Below are 15,537 nucleotides of genomic sequence, written 5' to 3'. Positions count from 1 at the left end.
GAGGATAAAGTTATATGTACCATATTTTAGAGGAAATTTGTCATAATTATATAGCGCAAGCCGCATTTTGGGGCTGGTTTTCAGCACAAGCCATTAAATTCTTATGGCAACTTGTCCGTTATCGTACATTGCGTTTTGAACGTTTAGTAGGTTCCGGAGGATTTCCTAGTTCACATACATCCTTTGTAATTTCTACTACTGCCGCTTTGTACTTTAAAAATAATGGTATTACTGATATATTTGTGGTAGCATTAGTATTTTCTATTGTAGTCATGTATGATGCGTCTGGTGTACGTCGTCAAGCTGGTCGACAAGCACAAATATTAAACCAAATTGTGGAGTATTTTAGTAAACGAAATATTCCTGTTATTTTAAAAGACCGAGAAATTGCATTAAAAGAATTACTAGGTCATACGCCAGTTGAAGTATTTGGTGGTTTAGTATTAGGTATTCTAATAGCTTATATTCAATATTTCTATGTGTATAATGGTGTCATATGAGTAATAAAGAACGTTTAGATATTCTCCTTGTTAACCGAGGTTTATTTGAAAGTCGCGAAAAAGCAAAAGCCGCTATTATGGCTGGTCAAATCTTTATGGATACAACACGAATCGATAAAGCTGGTACAAAGGTTCCTGTAGATGCAAATCTCACAGTGAAAGGTAATACCTTACCATATGTAAGTCGTGGAGGCTTAAAATTAGAAAAAGCTATTCAAATATATCCCATTGATTTAACCGATGCAGTCATGATTGATATTGGAGCTAGCACGGGTGGATTTACAGATTGTGCATTGCAAAATGGTGCATCCAGGGTGTTTGCAATAGATGTAGGATATAACCAACTAGCTTGGAAACTTCGCCAAGATGAACGCGTAATCAATATGGAGAAGCAAAATATACGTGCGGTTACTGCAGAACAATTGGGTGAACTTGTAGATTTCATATCTATTGATGTAGCTTTTATATCTCTCGATAAGGTATTACCTGTAGCTACTACACTATTAAAAAATACAGGTTCATTAGTAGCTCTCATCAAGCCTCAGTTTGAAGCCGGTAAAGAAAAGGTCGGAAAGGGAGGTATTGTTCGAGAGAGAGCAGTACATGAAGAGGTACTTTCACGTATATTACAGGTTGCTTACGATTGCAAATTATATTTACACGGATTAACCTTCTCACCAATTAAAGGGACGGAAGGCAATATTGAGTTTTTAGGATATTTTACTAAATCTGAAGAAGGTGCATTATCTATAACTGATGAATTAATTACAGCAGTTGTAGATGAGGCTCACATGCTATAGGAGATAGATATATGCGTATTGGTTTTTTCCCTAATATGGGTAAAAGTACAATCATGGCCGTTCTTAAAATGGCAGCTCATATCTGTAGAGAAGAGCAAATAGAAGTATATTTACCAGATGATCTTGAAAGACCTGATACTTACAAGGTATTACAAATACCAAAGGAAAATGTACTTCCTAGACCAGAGATTTTTAAACATATTGATGTAGCATTTAGTTTTGGTGGCGATGGCACCATTATCCATTTAGCACGTCAAATTTTCTCTTATAATATACCTGTATGTGGTATTAACTTAGGAGAACTTGGTTTCTTAAATCAAATTGAAGTCCATCAATTACAAAGTCATATTAAACGCATTGCTCAAGGTGACTATACAATTGAAAAACGAGGACATCTTCATGCCTATATAGATAGGGAAGACGGAACAAGAGAAGACTTAGTCCCAATTATTAATGAAGTCGTTATTACACGTTCTGAACCAGCTAAAATGGCGCGTATCAATTTAGCTGTAAATGGACAACATACGCAGATGTATCCTTCTGATGGACTGATTATTTCATCAGCTACAGGGTCTACAGGATATAATTTATCCGCTGGTGGTCCTATTATGAAGCCAGATAATCGTTCTATTATTATAACTCCAGTTGCGCCACATTTAATTCAAGGTATCTCTATGGTCTTAGAAGAACATGATACCATTCAAATTACAATGCCTGATCGTGAACCTCAACTGCATATATGCATAGATGGTACATTTGACTATTCATTTACTAATAAAGAAGCTTTACATATTTCATCGAATCCTGTGTATTGTTTATTTGTTCGATTTAAAGATCAATGCTTCTTTGGCACATTATTTAAAAAATTAGCATCTCGTAGGGACGAGTTATTATAAGGAGTGTGAACGCATATGATTAATATCAACAATGCAGTTCAATTTCAACATCTTACTTGGGATCGCATTATGAAATCTGCCTCTGTTGTAGTGGATGCAACATGTGGCAATGGCCACGATTTACTGTATTTAGCAGAACGAGCTCAATCTGAGTGTCATTTATATGGCATAGACATTCAAGAACAGGCTGTCAGTGCTAGCAGGGAATTACTAGCATCCAAGAAATTGCAGTCAAATGTAACAATTACATTTTTACACAATTCTCACGACATTGCACTTCATCAAGAAATCAAAGAAAATACCATTGATTTAATTATATTTAATTTAGGGTATTTACCCGGTGGAGATCATAGCATCATAACACGCCCTCATAATACGATTGAAGCTCTAAACAATGCATTTCCTAAACTCGCTAAGGATGGAATCATTACTATCGTAGCATATCCTGGCACACCTGAGGGTATGGAAGAGAAAGAAGCATTGCATAAGTATATCTCACAGTTAGATCAAGCAAAGTATAATGTATGCCATTGGCATCCTATAAATCAAGCTAACAATCCACCTGAATTATATTTAATTCAAAAACGATAATTCCCATAACAGCCATCTTATACTTATAGTAAATAATCTATACTTTTACTATACTAAAAATGCATAATACGAAATAAAAGACCCATTAAAGGGCCTTTTATTTATGCAACACACCTGTAAAAATTGTTAATCATAAATTCGCTATAAATAGATGAACCATATATTATGTGTGTTTATAAGAGTTGAAAACTCCATAAATTAACTAATTATTAATTATTAGTACAATATGCATAACACGTATGGTATATACGGAATATACCATATATTAATTTTGAATATATGGTATAATAATGTAAGAAAGATACTATTCTCTTTTATGTGCAAGTTTAAAAAGGGAGCAAAAAATGAAACGCTATCGCTATAACAAAATTAAGGAAATTGTTCAGTCTAAGGCGATTGAAACACAAGAGGAGTTAGCAGCGGCTTTATTACAAGAAGGCATAGAAGTAACACAGGCTACTGTCTCTCGTGACATCAAAGAATTAATGTTAATTAAAATACCAACTGGCGATGGACATTATCGATACGCATTATCTCCAGAAGAAAATGTAGTATTATCACGTAGTCGTATTAACCGTTTATTCCAAGATTCCTTGATCAAGGTTGATCATAGCTTAAATCAGGTCGTGCTACATACGATTCCTGGCTCTGCTCAATCTGTAGCATTTTCTATTGATCATGCAAAATGGTCTGAATTAATTGGTACACTCGCAGGAGATGATACAATTTTACTTATCGCGCGCTCCGAGGCTGAGGTACCTGCAATTCTTTCTAGAATTCAAGATTTAATGAAGGATTAGTAATTATATGTTGACGCAAATGAGCATTCGAAATTTTGCGTTGATTGAGCAAATGAATATTTCATTTAAAGATGGCATAACTATCTTTACCGGCGAAACTGGGGCAGGTAAATCCATATTAATGGATGCTTTCAGTATTCTATTAGGAGAACGCGCTAGCAGCGAGTTTATTCGTCATGGTAAAGATAGTTTTGTTATAGATGGCATATTCGATATTGCCAATCACCAAAGTTTATTAGATTTATTACAATCAAAAAATATATTGGTAGAGGACAATCAACTAATTCTATCTAGGTCCTTTAATACATCTGGTAAATCTATTATATTGGCTAATGATCAACCCATTCCTCTAAAGGCGCTTAAAGAGATTGGTCTATTATTAGCCGATATTCATGGTCAATACAGCAATCAAAAATTATTAAATCCTGATTCACATCATGAGTATTTAGATGGTTATAACCAGGCTGGTAGTAAGGCTTATAAAGAATATAAAGCAGCCTATAAAGAATATAAAGAGGCCAAGCAAGCGCTAGATAATTTATCTGAGCACATGGCTGAACGAGCCCGTGAACTTGATATGCTTCGTTTTCAAATCGATGAAATAGAAGAGGCTGGATTACAAATAGGCGAGGATGAATCTATTGCTGAAGAACTGAAACGTTTAGATAGCTTCGATCATATCGATAAGGTACTTGGTTCATGTTATGATGCTTTTTATGGAGGCAGGCATCCATTATTAGATACAGTTAATGCTATCAAGGTAGAAGTAAATGATCTTGTAAAATATGATGATGAGGTTAAAGAAATCTCTGAACTCGTTAATTCCGCATACTTTCAATTAGAAGAGGCTGCTCAATCTCTTGATCGATACCGAGATTCTATTAGTTATGACGAAGAACGCTATGCATACTGCCAAGATAGAGACTCTGTAATCTATGGTCTTAAAAAGAAGTACGGCGAAACAGTCCAAGATATATTAAATTATGAAGAAAAGGCGCAACAACGCTTAGAGGAATTAGAATCCGAAGTTTGTGAACAAGGTGCTTTAGAACAACAATTAGTGGAAAAAGAAAAGGTTGCAAAAACAGCTTTAGCAGCATTAATTTCTATACGTCGTGAAAATGCAGATGTAATTGCTAAACAACTACGAGCTGAAATTGTTGATTTAGGTATGGAAAAAGGGGATATTCGTTTTTTCATAGATGAAAGTGAAGAACTTTTACCATTAGGCGTTAAATCAATTGAATTATTATTTACCGCTAATAAAGGCGAACAGTTGCTACCATTACATAAAGTTGCATCTGGTGGTGAATTGGCTCGCATTGCACTGGCACTAAAATCCGTATTCCGTACAGATAATCACAAAACACTTGTATTCGATGAAATCGATGTCGGTATAAGTGGAGATATAGCATTGAAGGTAGCTGAAAAAATCTTAGCTCTTTCCAAGACAAATCAAGTATTCTGTATTACTCATTTACCACAAACGGCAAGTATTGCAAAACAGCATTATCACTTATCTAAGCAAGAACAAGAAGGCCGCACTATTTCTACATTATCTGAATTGAGCGAGGAAGAACGGCTTTCACAAATCGCATCCATGATGTCCGGCAAGGGAATGTCTCATACAGCACTTGCTGCTGCACAAGAACTTATTGACCATTTTCATTGACTAAATACGCATAATTACTTATACTTATTATATTAACTCAATAATAAGGTAGAGGCGCGGGTATAAATAGTCATCATGAGGAGCCGGCAAACAATGATTCATGATAAAAGGTGTACTTGCCGAAGTGGGATGACAGCCAAATCATCGTGCTGGTTGTCTATTTAATAGGTAGACGACTGTCACCAATATTACATTGGTGGAGTGCTATCATAATTCTTGTTTAATGAACGATGTGTCATATATCGTATATATTAAGCCAGTGGATGCCTCCACTGGCTTTTTTGGAGGTAAATATGATTAGAGTAATGGTAAACGGTGCAGGCGGCAAAATGGGTCGCGAAGTCGTAAAAGCAGTACATGCAGATTCTGAATTGACAATGATTGGTGGCATCGATCCATCTAAAGCAGGTCAAGATGTGGGCACTGTAGCAGGAATTGAACCATTACATATCACAATGGCTGAAACTATTGACGAAGTATTGAGCGATAATAAACCTGACGTTATCGTTGATTTCACAAATCCTGCTGTTATTTTCGAAAATGCCAAAAAAATTCTTAGTGCTGGCGTGCATATTGTAATAGGCACAACAGGCCTAACTGAAGAACAACGCAACGAATTGAATGAAATCGGTTTAAAACATAATGCCAATTGTTTGGTAGCACCTAATTTCTCATTAGGCGCTGTTATGATGATGAAAGTGGCTGCTGAATTAGCGCCATATTTCCCTGATGTAGAAATTATCGAATTACATCACAACCATAAATATGATGCGCCATCTGGTACATCTATTTTGACGGCTAAATTAATCAATGATGCAAAAGAGGCTGCAAATGTGACAGGTTCTGAAGATTTAACACGTGAAAGTTTGCCAGGTGCACGTGGTGCAAAAGTAGACAATGTTACTATCCATAGCGTTCGTCTTCCTGGTTATGTAGCACATCAACAAGTATTATTTGGCGGCTATGATGAAACATTAACAATTCGTCATGATAGCTTAAGCCGTTTATCCTTCATGCCTGGTGTCGTTCTAGCATGTAAGAAAATTGCCTCTAAACCAGGCTTAACATATGGCTTAGAACATTATTTATAATACTGAACAACAATTGATTAATTGAGGAGATACACAATGAAAAAACCTAATCTTGCAATTCTTGGTGCTACTGGTGCAGTAGGGGCAGAATTCATTACACTTATTGAAGAGCGTAATTTTCCTTATGAAAATTTAAAACTATTGGCTTCTGCTCGTTCTGCTGGTACTGAACTTACAGTTAATGGGAAAACCTATGTGGTTGAAGAAGCAAAACCTGAATCCTTTGATGGTATTGATATTGCATTATTTGCAGGTGGCTCTATTTCTAAAACATTAGCTCCAGAAGCTGCTAAACGCGGTGCTATTGTTATTGATAACTCCAGTGCATTCCGTATGGATCCAGAGGTGCCACTCGTTGTACCTGAAGTTAACCCTGAAGATATTTTGAAACATAAGGGTATCATTGCTAATCCAAACTGTTCTACAATCATCATGAGCCTTGGCTTAAAACCATTGCATGATATTTCTCCAATTAAACGCATTGTAGTATCTACATACCAAGCTGTATCTGGTGCTGGTAAAGAAGGTATTGAAGAACTTCAAAACCAAGTAAAAGAATATGCTGAAGGCAAGGAAATGACTGCTAACTTGTTGCCAACAGGTTCTGCACCAAAACACTTCCCAATTGCGTTCAATTTGTTACCACAAATTGATGTATTCTTAGAAAACGATTATACTAAAGAAGAGATGAAGATGGTAAATGAAACACACAAAATTCTTCATGATGACACCATTCAAGTAGTGCCAACAACTGTTCGTGTTCCAGTATATCGCTCTCATTCGGAATCCGTATTAGTAGAAACAGAAGAACCAGTATCTGCAGAAGCATTCCGCAAGGCTTGTGCTGCATTTCCAGGATTACAAGTAAAAGATAATCCAGCAGAACAAGAATATCCTATGCCACTATATACATCTAATCAAAATGACTGTGAAATCGGTCGTATCCGTAAAGATTTATACAATGATAAAGGCATGAATTTCTGGATCGTAGGTGACCAAATTCGTAAGGGTGCTGCTCTAAATGCATTGCAAATCGCAGAATACTTGGTAGAAAAGGAAGCATTTTAATATCTATCAAGGGGGAGAAACATATGAAAACCTTTGGTCGTGTATTAACGGCTATGATTACATCGTTTAACGAAGATGGATCAGTCAACATTGAAAATTCAGTTGCCATTGCAGAGCATCTATTAAATCATGGTTCTGATGGCTTAGTTGTTTGTGGTACCACAGGTGAAAATCCTACTATATCCCGTGAAAGCAAAATTACTTTATTTAAAGCGATTGCTGAAACGTGCGGTGATAAAGGTACTATTATAGCTAATGTAGGTTCCAATGATACAAAAGGTTCTGTAGACTTTGTGAAAGAAGTATCTACGATTCCTGGTATTGATGGATTGTTAGTTGTTGTACCGTATTACAATAAGCCTAATCAACAAGGTCAATATTTGCATTTTAAATCTATTGCAGAGGCTACAACGTTACCAATCATGGTATACAATGTACCTGGTCGCGTAGGAACTGGAATATTTCCAGCTACACTAGCACGCCTCCATAAGGAATATCCACATATTTGTGCCATCAAAGAGGCTAGTGGTAATTTGATGATTGCTTCTGAAATTAAGCGTTTAATGCCTGGTGAAGATTTCATGGTATACAGCGGAGATGATGGTCTTACATTGCCTATTCTTTCCGTTGGTGGCACAGGCGTTATTTCTGTAGTATCTCATGTGGCCGGTCAAGATATGAACGATATGATTGCAGCCTTTGAAGAGGGCAATAATCAAAAAGCAACACAATTACATCAAAAATTAGCTGAAATTACTAGAGCTATGTTCATTACAACAAATCCAATTCCAGTTAAATATGCAGCTCGAAAATTAGGTTTACCAGCAGGTATATTCAACTTACCTATGTGTGAACCTTCTCAAGAAGAAGCTGCATACATTGATAAGGCATTAGCTGAATATTTACAATAAAATATTACGATACTAAAACCAGTAGCTATGATTTATAACTACTGGTTTTATTTTATAAGAAATACATTATAAATATTATTTTATATGCCTATAAATATATTTTTTTCTTATAAAGATTGTATTATGATATAATCTCACATGGAGATAGTATTTTTAACTATACTCTAGTCTACTGTTAATTCATGATAAACAAAATGATTGTGATATTTCGAATCGACCATAAGGCGATTACATTAAAACACAAGGAGTTTAACATGGAACTAACAATGTTAAAAGGTAAAATTCACAGAGCTACTGTGACACAAGCAGAACTTGATTATGTCGGGAGCATTACTATCGATACAGATTTATTGAATGCATCTGGAATTCGAGAATATGAACAAGTTCAAATTGTAAACATTAATAATGGAGCACGTTTTAGCACATATACGATTGCTGGCGAAGCAGGCAGTGGTGTTATATGCTTAAATGGCGCTGCAGCAAGACATGTGCAAGTACATGATAAAGTAATTATCATGTGTTATGCTCAACTAAATGAAAAAGAAGTAGAGAGCCATAAGCCTCTTGTTGTATTTGTAGATGAAAATAATAAGATAAGTCATATAAAAAACTATGAAAAACATGGTTTATTAGTTGATCAAGACTAACTGTTTTTGATCGAATTACAGTAGACTGTATAGGACTATCTTCGTATTTACAATTTATAAGTACCGGAGGCATTATTATGGAAATTATAACTACAATCGAAAATATACGCAGCATAGTAAACCATTGGAAAGATAAGGGATATTCTATTGGTTTTGTACCAACAATGGGATATTTACATGATGGTCATGCCGCATTGATAGATCAAGCTAGAAAGGATAATGATAAGGTCATTGTATCTATATTTGTTAATCCAACTCAGTTTGGTGAAAACGAAGACCTAAATTCTTATCCACGTGATATTAATAGAGATAAATCCCTTTGTGAAGCCCATAAGGCGGATATTATATTTTCTCCAACGTCAGATGAAATGTATCATGATAGAAAAGCATTTGTAAATATTGTTGAGTTATCTGATACATTGTGTGGTATTAGTAGACCTATTCATTTCAAAGGTGTTTGTACGGTTGTAACGAAGCTATTTAATATTATTCAACCTACCAATGCCTACTTTGGTGAAAAAGATGCACAACAACTAGCCATTATTCGTAAAATGGTTTATGATCTAAATTTTCCGGTCAATATAATTGGAGTGCCAATCGTTCGTGAATCGGATGGTCTAGCAAAATCTTCTCGAAATACATATTTATCTAAGGAAGAACGAAAAGCGGCTACCATATTATATAAAGCTATTCAAATGGGAAAACAAACCATTAAACATGGTGCTTCTGCTGATAGTATCATTAATACTATGACAGAAATTATTAATACTGAGCCCTTAGCCAAGATAGATTATGTTTCAGTTGTTGATGCTAATACAATGCAACCAGTTCATGAGATTACATCTCCAGTATTAGTCGCTATGGCTGTATATATTGGATCTACGCGACTTATCGATAACTTTTCCTTCGATGCAAATTAGAAGGGAGAAACTATGAACTATTTACAAACACTGACTCAGTTAATTTCTAAATACTTAATGGTTCTAATCATCGGTTTTTCATGTATGGCCTATATAGTTCCTTCATATTTTACATGGGCTGTTGCTTATACACCATTTTTACTTGGTATCGCTATGTTCGGTATGGGCCTTACAATTAAGTTTGAAAACCTATGTAATATTTTTAGGCATCCAAAAGATATTTGTATTGGAGTGCTTGCACAATACACAATCATGCCTTTATTAGCATGGGGAATTTGCCATATATTTACCTTACCACCAGATATTGCAATAGGCGTTATATTAGTTGGTTGCTGTCCTGGTGGCACGGCTAGTAACGTTATAACCTACATCGCTAAAGGTGATGTACCACTATCAGTAGGAATGACAATTACATCGACATTAATAGCACCCATTGTAACACCATTATTAATCTTATATATTGGTGGTGCTTGGGTAGATGTTGCATTGCTACCAATGATGATTACAATGGTGAAAGTCATTATTATACCAATCTTATTAGGTGGTGTCATTCAATATGTTTGTAAATCACACATTAATACACTTACCAGTATAAGTCCTATATTTTCAATGATTGCTATTATATTATTAATAGCAGCTATTATTGCAGTTAATAGGGATAAACTATTGGTTTCTGGCTTATTAACTCTTATTATTGTTGGTATACATAATGTATTAGGATTACTATTAGGGTTAATTGTAGGAAAAACTCTTAAATTAAAATACGATAAAACTACTGCATTAGCAATAGAAGTAGGTATGCAAAATAGTGGGTTAGCCGTAACGCTAGCAGCAACTAATTTTGCTTTAAACCCTCTCGCAACTCTAGTAGGAGCTATTTTTAGTGTATGGCATAATATATCTGGTGCAATTTTCGCTAGTATACGTAGAAATAAAATCTCAATATAACAAAAAGACGGCAACATATGTTGCCGTCTTTTTGTTATATTCTATCACGTACTAATCCAATGACAAGTCCTTCAATATGACAATCATCAACAATAATAGGATCAAAATTATCATTTTCAGGCTGTAAACGAATATGACCATTTTCCTTATAGAAACGTTTTACAGTCGCTTCATCATCAATACGAGCTACCACAATATCGCCATTATTGGCTGTATTTTGATGACGTACAATTAACATATCGCCTTCATACATACCAATATTCATCATCGATTCCCCTTGAACACGAAGCATAAAGCAATCAGAATCACCTGTAAGCTGAACAGGTAAGGTCAATGTAGCCTCTAAATTTTCAACAGCTGTAATTGGTGTGCCTGCTTGTACTGTACCGATAAGAGGAACTTGTTTTAATCCTGCACCAAGGAATTCAAAATTATCAGAGCTAGTAGTTTCATTGTTCTCTTTAGATACAGAAACCTTCGGTTTTCCTTCATCTAAAATCGTAATAGCACGGTTTTTATTAGGATCGCGTTTAATATACCCAAATTTTTCTAATGTATTTAAATGTGATTGAACAGTGGACGTAGAACTAAGACCTACATAAGCACAAATTTCACGAACAGTAGGGCAACGATATTCATTATGTAAAGAATCTCGAATAAACTCTAATATACGACGTTGTTTTGTATTAATATCAGTAGCTGGGCGTCTCACAGGAACCTCCATATATGTACTAAAAATGGGATATGTAAAAGTGTATACTATAATTATTTTCTTTATATCCCTATTATATAGATATTTTTATACTTTTGCAAACATTTGTTCTTAAAATGCTTGACCGAACATCCGTTTGTGTGCTATTATCTTATTGTAAACAAACAAACGTTCTGAATTTTATGTTCGATAAATAAAAGAGGTAATGTATTATGAGACACATTATGATTATGCTTGGTATCTGTTTTGCAATGGTTATCGGTTATCAACAAACAACTCCTGCTATGGAATCACATAGTGTTCAAGAGATTACTGTAAAATCTGGAGATACCTTATGGGATATTGCATCGCGTTCAACTGCATCTAATGTGGATGTTCGTGAGGTAGTACATACAGTAAAGGAATTAAATAATATTTCTGATTCTGGTAATTTAACACCAGGGACCAAAATAAAGGTGCCTGTATATAAAACTGATAGTCCAACAAGAGCTATGGACTATATGGCTCAAAATTAAATATATACGAAATGGCTAGTATAGATGTTCTTCAATGAGAAAACCATCTATACTAGCCATTTTCATTATATAATATTATTTTAATCGTTTTTCAAAAATTGTTGAGATAGGATTATCGACGAATTTATTTGCTTCATTAATATAACGGCGTACCATATTTACACTGTGATGTCGCGTCTGACGCATGATATTACGTTCCTCGACGCCATAAGCGGCTGCAGTCGTAGCAAAGCCATGCCTTAAACTATGAGCACCATACATGGCAGGATCGAGTCCGATAAGAGAAATATATTTTTTTACAATCTCTGCAATGGACTTATCAGAAATTGCCGTTTTTCGTAATGACATTGATTTAGTAAAGCCCCGAAATACAGGTCCAGATGTAATGCCACTGGCAGTTAACCATTTTTTTAAAGCTCGTACGGCATCCAATGGAGAACCTTGTAGACTTGGAATCGCTACAATAGCACCTTGACCTTCTTGGTCAGCTTTAGATGAAGCGACAAATATCTCAAGACCTTGTGGAGAAAACTTTAAGTTCTCTACAGTTAAGGCTGCAATTTCACTGCGTCTAAAAGCCCCCATAAATCCAATGAGTAAAATTGCTTTATCTCGTAATTTCTGTATCTTTGGAATATCACTACCATCGATACATTCTAAAATATCTTCAATATCATCTAATAAAATAGGGGTCTTACCTTGTTGAAAGGTTCCCTTTAAACGTCGTATCCCTCGCAAAGCTTGTTTCACAAGAGGGGACATACATGGATTTTCTCTAGCCCCAGAAGCATTGTAGTTTTCTGATATGGCACTAATGCGACGAGCAATCGTATTAGCCTTTGCATAATCTGCTAAGTCATTAATATAATTGACAATTGTTTCTGGTGTTGCTGGAAAATAGGATACCTTTTGGTAATTACACCAATCAACGAAGTCATCCCAATCTGACTCATAGGCATTTACTGTATTTTCAGCCTTTGAAAGTAAAATGCTTTGTTTTGCTTTCATCGATAATTTTGTACTATTCATTAACGCATCATTATGGCGCAAATAGAAATGTTTTTTCTCTTCTTTAGACTGTGACATATATATTCCTTTTACTAACACTATGCTATTATTGTATCACATAGAAACATGGAATTATGCTATAATTAGATGATTTTGAACCAAATTTCTCGAATTTTATTTGAAAGATATAATGATGAACTTAAAACAATTATTATGTAGTGTATTAATCGGTTTTTGTCTATTTACTAGTGGTTGCAGCTTAATTCCTATGGATGGCACAATTACATATGGCCTGTATTATGAGGATCAAGATATCTCAGGATATTCTAGAGATGCTGTTAGCTCCTTAATTCATACAGAGGCTAGTAATAATAAAACAATTACGATAACAATACCAAATCAAGGTACGCGACAAGTAAAAGTAAAAGATTTAGGAATTACGCTTGATACAGCTAGTACGGAATCTAATATTTTTACCTATGGTTATGAAGATGATTTAAAAATGCTCATCATGCATAGGATTACTGCTTTTATCTATAAAGTACATATAAATCCTGTATATAAACTTGATGAAGTAACAGCAAAAGCATATTTTACAGAATTAGCAAAACAAATCGATGTATCAGGTCATGATGCGTTATTAACGGTTGAAAATGGCCAAGTCAAGATGACACCTTCAAAAGAAGGAAAACGCGTTGATATTGATGAGACAATTAAACAATTAAAAGCTCAACTAGAAGAAAATGATTTTAACAACATTTCTATAGAATTTACATCTAAAGATACAGTTCGTGTTACAAACGATGATGTAAAACCATTAACAGCTGTTCTAGGTAGTTATACTACAAATTTTGATACGTCTAACACCAATAGAACTCATAATATTGAGCTAGCATCAACCAAAATTAGCGGTACATTAGTCAAACCAGGCGAGGTCTTTTCCTTTAATGATGTCGTCGGTGAACGTACGGCAGAAGCTGGCTATGATGATGCACCGGTTATTATTGATGGAAAATTAGTACCGGGTATTGGTGGCGGTATTTGCCAAGTTAGCTCTACATTATTTAACACTGCATTACTATCTGGTATGAACATCATTGAGCGGACACCTCATTTTGAACCTGTTAGCTATATTCCTGCAGGACGTGATGCAACCGTTGCATACGGATATTTGGACTTTCAATTTAAAAACCCATATGCTCATAATATCTATGTATTAAGTGTTATGAATAACGGACAACTAACAATATATATCATAGGTGTACCAGAAGACGTACCGAAGTCTGTTTCTATCAGTGTTGGCGACCGTACGGATATTCCAAATCAAACGATTACCAAAATAGATCCTTCTGCCAAAGAGGATAGTACAGAAGAAGGTCATATTGGATTTAGAATTAATACATATCGTACAATAACATATGGTAATTGGGTCACTACAACAGATGTATTTGAGTCTACATATGATCCAGTAGATACGATTATTACTAAGAAACCTGCAGCACCAGAACCTGCAAAAAAAGACTCACCAAAGAGTAAAACAAAAAGATAAATATTAACATTCTATTAAATATGGCCTAATCTATTGACCGAATGCATAGATTAGGCTATTATTTTAACTTGTAGTAAGGTGTTTGTACCTGAAAACGCTAAAATGACACATTTCATTCTCGATAATTATCAATTAAAATCATAAGTTGAGGTTCACTATGGATACAATTTTACAATTTGACCATACAGTCATATTTTATATACAACAACATTTTATTAGTTCTTATTTAACACCAATCATGTACTGGTTATCAAAAATAACAAGTGCAGGTGCTTTATGGATCTTAATTTCTATTATATTAATGATTCAAAAGAAATATCGCGTTATTGGCCTTGGAATGTTCATTTCCTTAGTCTTAGTATTCATCATAGGCGACCAAGGGTTAAAACCTCATGTAGCGCGTTTAAGACCATTTGTAGATTTCCCTGAAGTACCATTGGTAGCACCGCCACCAGCAGCAACGACATATTCATTTCCATCAGGGCATAGTTTTGGGTCATTTGCGGCTGCAACAGCATTATACTTAGGATTAAGTAATATATGTCCAACAAAGAGATTCTGGGGCGTTATAGCGTTGATTGGTGCATGTGTAGTAGCATTTGCACGAGTATACTTATTTGTACATTATCCAACAGATGTATTAACTGGATTAGTATTAGGTATTATCGTAGGTTGCATTGCATGGAAAATCGCAAAAGCCTTATGGTCTTGGTGGACTGGTCGTAAAAACGAAGTAGAATACGAACCATATACATTTAAACGTAAAAACTAATAACCTTGAAAATATTGATTGGGCCTAGCTTAGGCCCAATTTTTATGCCTTAAATTACTTCCGATAAATTATCGTTATCGGAAGTAATTATATAAAAAAGAAAAACTAGCCTATATTTCTATAAGCTAATTTACTCT

Annotated in this window: 17 protein-coding genes and 1 riboswitch; of the genes, 15 read left to right on the top strand and 2 right to left on the bottom strand. The window is 34.9% G+C overall.

Features of this window, described 5'->3' with window-relative positions:
• Positions 1 to 14: 14 nt before the first annotated feature.
• The 12 genes from O3598_RS01060 (at position 15) to O3598_RS01005 (ending at position 10,844) form a co-directional block, all read left to right on the top strand.
• Entirely contained in the window at positions 15 to 500 is a 486-nt protein-coding gene (locus O3598_RS01060; RefSeq protein ID WP_005378985.1) for a divergent PAP2 family protein, read from the top strand.
• Complete coding sequence (locus tag O3598_RS01055; RefSeq protein WP_316584690.1) at positions 497 to 1,300, top strand: TlyA family RNA methyltransferase; 804 nt, start codon at positions 497 to 499, stop codon at positions 1,298 to 1,300. The genes O3598_RS01060 and O3598_RS01055 overlap by 4 nt, the downstream gene beginning before the upstream one ends.
• A gap of 11 nt (positions 1,301 to 1,311) precedes the next feature.
• Positions 1,312 to 2,196 carry an NAD(+)/NADH kinase gene (locus O3598_RS01050; RefSeq protein ID WP_005378909.1) on the top strand — a complete coding sequence of 295 codons (885 nt, stop codon included), beginning with the start codon at positions 1,312 to 1,314 and terminating at the stop codon, positions 2,194 to 2,196.
• Between the two features lie 15 nt (positions 2,197 to 2,211).
• On the top strand, positions 2,212 to 2,787 hold the full coding sequence (gene mnmM, locus O3598_RS01045; protein ID WP_371451461.1) for a tRNA 5-(aminomethyl)-2-thiouridylate-methyltransferase MnmM: 576 nt from the start codon (positions 2,212 to 2,214) through the stop codon (positions 2,785 to 2,787).
• A gap of 344 nt (positions 2,788 to 3,131) precedes the next feature.
• Positions 3,132 to 3,587, top strand: a complete 456-nt coding sequence (gene argR, locus O3598_RS01040) for an arginine repressor (RefSeq protein ID WP_005378897.1) — start codon at positions 3,132 to 3,134, stop codon at positions 3,585 to 3,587.
• A gap of 7 nt (positions 3,588 to 3,594) precedes the next feature.
• The gene (gene recN / locus O3598_RS01035) at positions 3,595 to 5,259 is read left to right on the top strand and encodes a DNA repair protein RecN (protein ID WP_227041101.1); all 1,665 of its coding nucleotides are present in this window, start codon (positions 3,595 to 3,597) and stop codon (positions 5,257 to 5,259) included.
• 41 nt (positions 5,260 to 5,300) lie between these two features.
• Positions 5,301 to 5,474, top strand: a riboswitch (Lysine riboswitch).
• Positions 5,475 to 5,552: 78 nt separating this feature from the next.
• Positions 5,553 to 6,350, top strand: coding sequence for a 4-hydroxy-tetrahydrodipicolinate reductase (gene dapB / locus O3598_RS01030; RefSeq protein ID WP_038148777.1), 798 nt, complete (start codon positions 5,553 to 5,555; stop codon positions 6,348 to 6,350).
• Positions 6,351 to 6,386: 36 nt separating this feature from the next.
• On the top strand, positions 6,387 to 7,418 hold the full coding sequence (locus tag O3598_RS01025; RefSeq protein ID WP_227041100.1) for an aspartate-semialdehyde dehydrogenase: 1,032 nt from the start codon (positions 6,387 to 6,389) through the stop codon (positions 7,416 to 7,418).
• A gap of 23 nt (positions 7,419 to 7,441) precedes the next feature.
• Positions 7,442 to 8,329 (top strand): 4-hydroxy-tetrahydrodipicolinate synthase, encoded by an 888-nt coding sequence (gene dapA, locus O3598_RS01020; protein ID WP_227041099.1) that lies wholly within the window; start codon positions 7,442 to 7,444, stop codon positions 8,327 to 8,329.
• Positions 8,330 to 8,583: 254 nt separating this feature from the next.
• The gene (gene panD, locus O3598_RS01015) at positions 8,584 to 8,976 is read left to right on the top strand and encodes an aspartate 1-decarboxylase (RefSeq protein WP_005378768.1); all 393 of its coding nucleotides are present in this window, start codon (positions 8,584 to 8,586) and stop codon (positions 8,974 to 8,976) included.
• Positions 8,977 to 9,053: 77 nt separating this feature from the next.
• Positions 9,054 to 9,896 (top strand): pantoate--beta-alanine ligase, encoded by an 843-nt coding sequence (panC, locus tag O3598_RS01010; RefSeq protein WP_005383350.1) that lies wholly within the window; start codon positions 9,054 to 9,056, stop codon positions 9,894 to 9,896.
• A 12-nt stretch (positions 9,897 to 9,908) separates the two neighbouring features.
• On the top strand, positions 9,909 to 10,844 hold the full coding sequence (locus O3598_RS01005) for a bile acid:sodium symporter family protein (RefSeq protein WP_005378974.1): 936 nt from the start codon (positions 9,909 to 9,911) through the stop codon (positions 10,842 to 10,844).
• Positions 10,845 to 10,878: 34 nt separating this feature from the next.
• Here the strand turns inward: O3598_RS01005 and lexA are convergent, their stop codons facing one another.
• Positions 10,879 to 11,556 (bottom strand): transcriptional repressor LexA, encoded by a 678-nt coding sequence (gene lexA, locus O3598_RS01000; RefSeq protein WP_005377476.1) that lies wholly within the window; start codon positions 11,554 to 11,556, stop codon positions 10,879 to 10,881.
• A 212-nt stretch (positions 11,557 to 11,768) separates the two neighbouring features.
• Here lexA and yneA point away from each other — a divergent pair, with 212 nt between their 5' ends.
• On the top strand, positions 11,769 to 12,071 hold the full coding sequence (gene yneA / locus O3598_RS00995; protein ID WP_227041098.1) for a cell division suppressor protein YneA: 303 nt from the start codon (positions 11,769 to 11,771) through the stop codon (positions 12,069 to 12,071).
• A 75-nt stretch (positions 12,072 to 12,146) separates the two neighbouring features.
• On the opposite strand, the gene O3598_RS00990 is transcribed toward yneA, so the two are convergent.
• A complete protein-coding gene (locus O3598_RS00990; RefSeq protein ID WP_227041097.1) occupies positions 12,147 to 13,157 on the bottom strand; it encodes a site-specific integrase in 1,011 nt (336 codons plus the stop codon).
• A gap of 112 nt (positions 13,158 to 13,269) precedes the next feature.
• On the opposite strand from O3598_RS00990, the gene O3598_RS00985 reads away from it, so the two are divergent.
• Together O3598_RS00985 and O3598_RS00980 are read left to right on the top strand one after the other, a co-directional pair.
• Positions 13,270 to 14,628, top strand: a complete 1,359-nt coding sequence (locus O3598_RS00985; protein ID WP_005377518.1) for a VanW family protein — start codon at positions 13,270 to 13,272, stop codon at positions 14,626 to 14,628.
• 157 nt (positions 14,629 to 14,785) lie between these two features.
• The gene (locus O3598_RS00980) at positions 14,786 to 15,400 is read left to right on the top strand and encodes a phosphatase PAP2 family protein (protein WP_005377496.1); all 615 of its coding nucleotides are present in this window, start codon (positions 14,786 to 14,788) and stop codon (positions 15,398 to 15,400) included.
• The last annotated feature ends 137 nt before the right edge of the window (positions 15,401 to 15,537 follow it).

Origin of the sequence: Veillonella atypica (assembly GCF_041431435.1) — a bacterium.
In the GTDB taxonomy this organism is placed as follows: Bacteria; Bacillota; Negativicutes; order Veillonellales; family Veillonellaceae; genus Veillonella; species Veillonella atypica.
Note: the sequence above shows the minus strand (reverse complement) of the source record. Positions and strands in the feature narration are given on the sequence as shown.

Coding starts and splice junctions, on each gene's coding strand:
- argR (WP_005378897.1), top strand. CDS start 3,132: ATGAAACGCTATCGCTATAACAAAATTAAGGAAATTGTTCAGTCTAAG.
- panD (WP_005378768.1), top strand. CDS start 8,584: ATGGAACTAACAATGTTAAAAGGTAAAATTCACAGAGCTACTGTGACA.
- O3598_RS01005 (WP_005378974.1), top strand. CDS start 9,909: ATGAACTATTTACAAACACTGACTCAGTTAATTTCTAAATACTTAATG.
- O3598_RS01025 (WP_227041100.1), top strand. CDS start 6,387: ATGAAAAAACCTAATCTTGCAATTCTTGGTGCTACTGGTGCAGTAGGG.
- yneA (WP_227041098.1), top strand. CDS start 11,769: ATGAGACACATTATGATTATGCTTGGTATCTGTTTTGCAATGGTTATC.
- mnmM (WP_371451461.1), top strand. CDS start 2,212: ATGATTAATATCAACAATGCAGTTCAATTTCAACATCTTACTTGGGAT.
- O3598_RS00980 (WP_005377496.1), top strand. CDS start 14,786: ATGGATACAATTTTACAATTTGACCATACAGTCATATTTTATATACAA.
- O3598_RS00990 (WP_227041097.1), bottom strand. CDS start 13,157: ATGTCACAGTCTAAAGAAGAGAAAAAACATTTCTATTTGCGCCATAAT.
- dapB (WP_038148777.1), top strand. CDS start 5,553: ATGATTAGAGTAATGGTAAACGGTGCAGGCGGCAAAATGGGTCGCGAA.
- recN (WP_227041101.1), top strand. CDS start 3,595: ATGTTGACGCAAATGAGCATTCGAAATTTTGCGTTGATTGAGCAAATG.
- O3598_RS01055 (WP_316584690.1), top strand. CDS start 497: ATGAGTAATAAAGAACGTTTAGATATTCTCCTTGTTAACCGAGGTTTA.
- O3598_RS01050 (WP_005378909.1), top strand. CDS start 1,312: ATGCGTATTGGTTTTTTCCCTAATATGGGTAAAAGTACAATCATGGCC.
- panC (WP_005383350.1), top strand. CDS start 9,054: ATGGAAATTATAACTACAATCGAAAATATACGCAGCATAGTAAACCAT.
- O3598_RS01060 (WP_005378985.1), top strand. CDS start 15: ATGTACCATATTTTAGAGGAAATTTGTCATAATTATATAGCGCAAGCC.
- dapA (WP_227041099.1), top strand. CDS start 7,442: ATGAAAACCTTTGGTCGTGTATTAACGGCTATGATTACATCGTTTAAC.
- O3598_RS00985 (WP_005377518.1), top strand. CDS start 13,270: ATGATGAACTTAAAACAATTATTATGTAGTGTATTAATCGGTTTTTGT.